This is a genomic window from Monashia sp. HAY1-2A, from assembly GCF_056755315.1.
This window is the reverse complement of the sequence record NZ_JBNDHY010000370.1, coordinates 1-280: the sequence shown is the minus strand read 5'-3', so window position 1 is coordinate 280 and position 280 is coordinate 1. Positions and strand designations below refer to the sequence as shown.

The following is a 280-nucleotide window of genomic DNA, read 5'->3' as shown; positions in this document are numbered from 1 at the left end:
ATGGCCAGGCGCGTGCACTGCTTGCCGTTGGCGATGTGGCGGCGGATGTCTTCCGGATCCAGCGAGTGCTTCACGTAGCGGACGGCGGCCTTGCTCTCGCCGGTGGCGCGCAGTTCCGTGTCCTGGTCGATCGTGAAGTTGTACGGCGCTTCGTCCGATTCCAGCCAGCCCGTCATCACGGCGACCGGCGACTTTTGCACGCGCAGCGATTCCAGCGGCAGCTTGTCGACGGCCTTCAGCAGCAGCTTGATGACGTCGTCGGCCTTGCTCGGGCTGGCGG

Annotated in this window: 1 protein-coding gene; it reads right to left on the bottom strand. The window is 66.1% G+C overall.

What is annotated here, in order from left to right:
* Positions 1–280 (bottom strand): recombination-associated protein RdgC (rdgC, locus tag ACPYOM_RS22335; protein WP_481347640.1); only part of this gene is annotated, 280 nt, incomplete at both ends.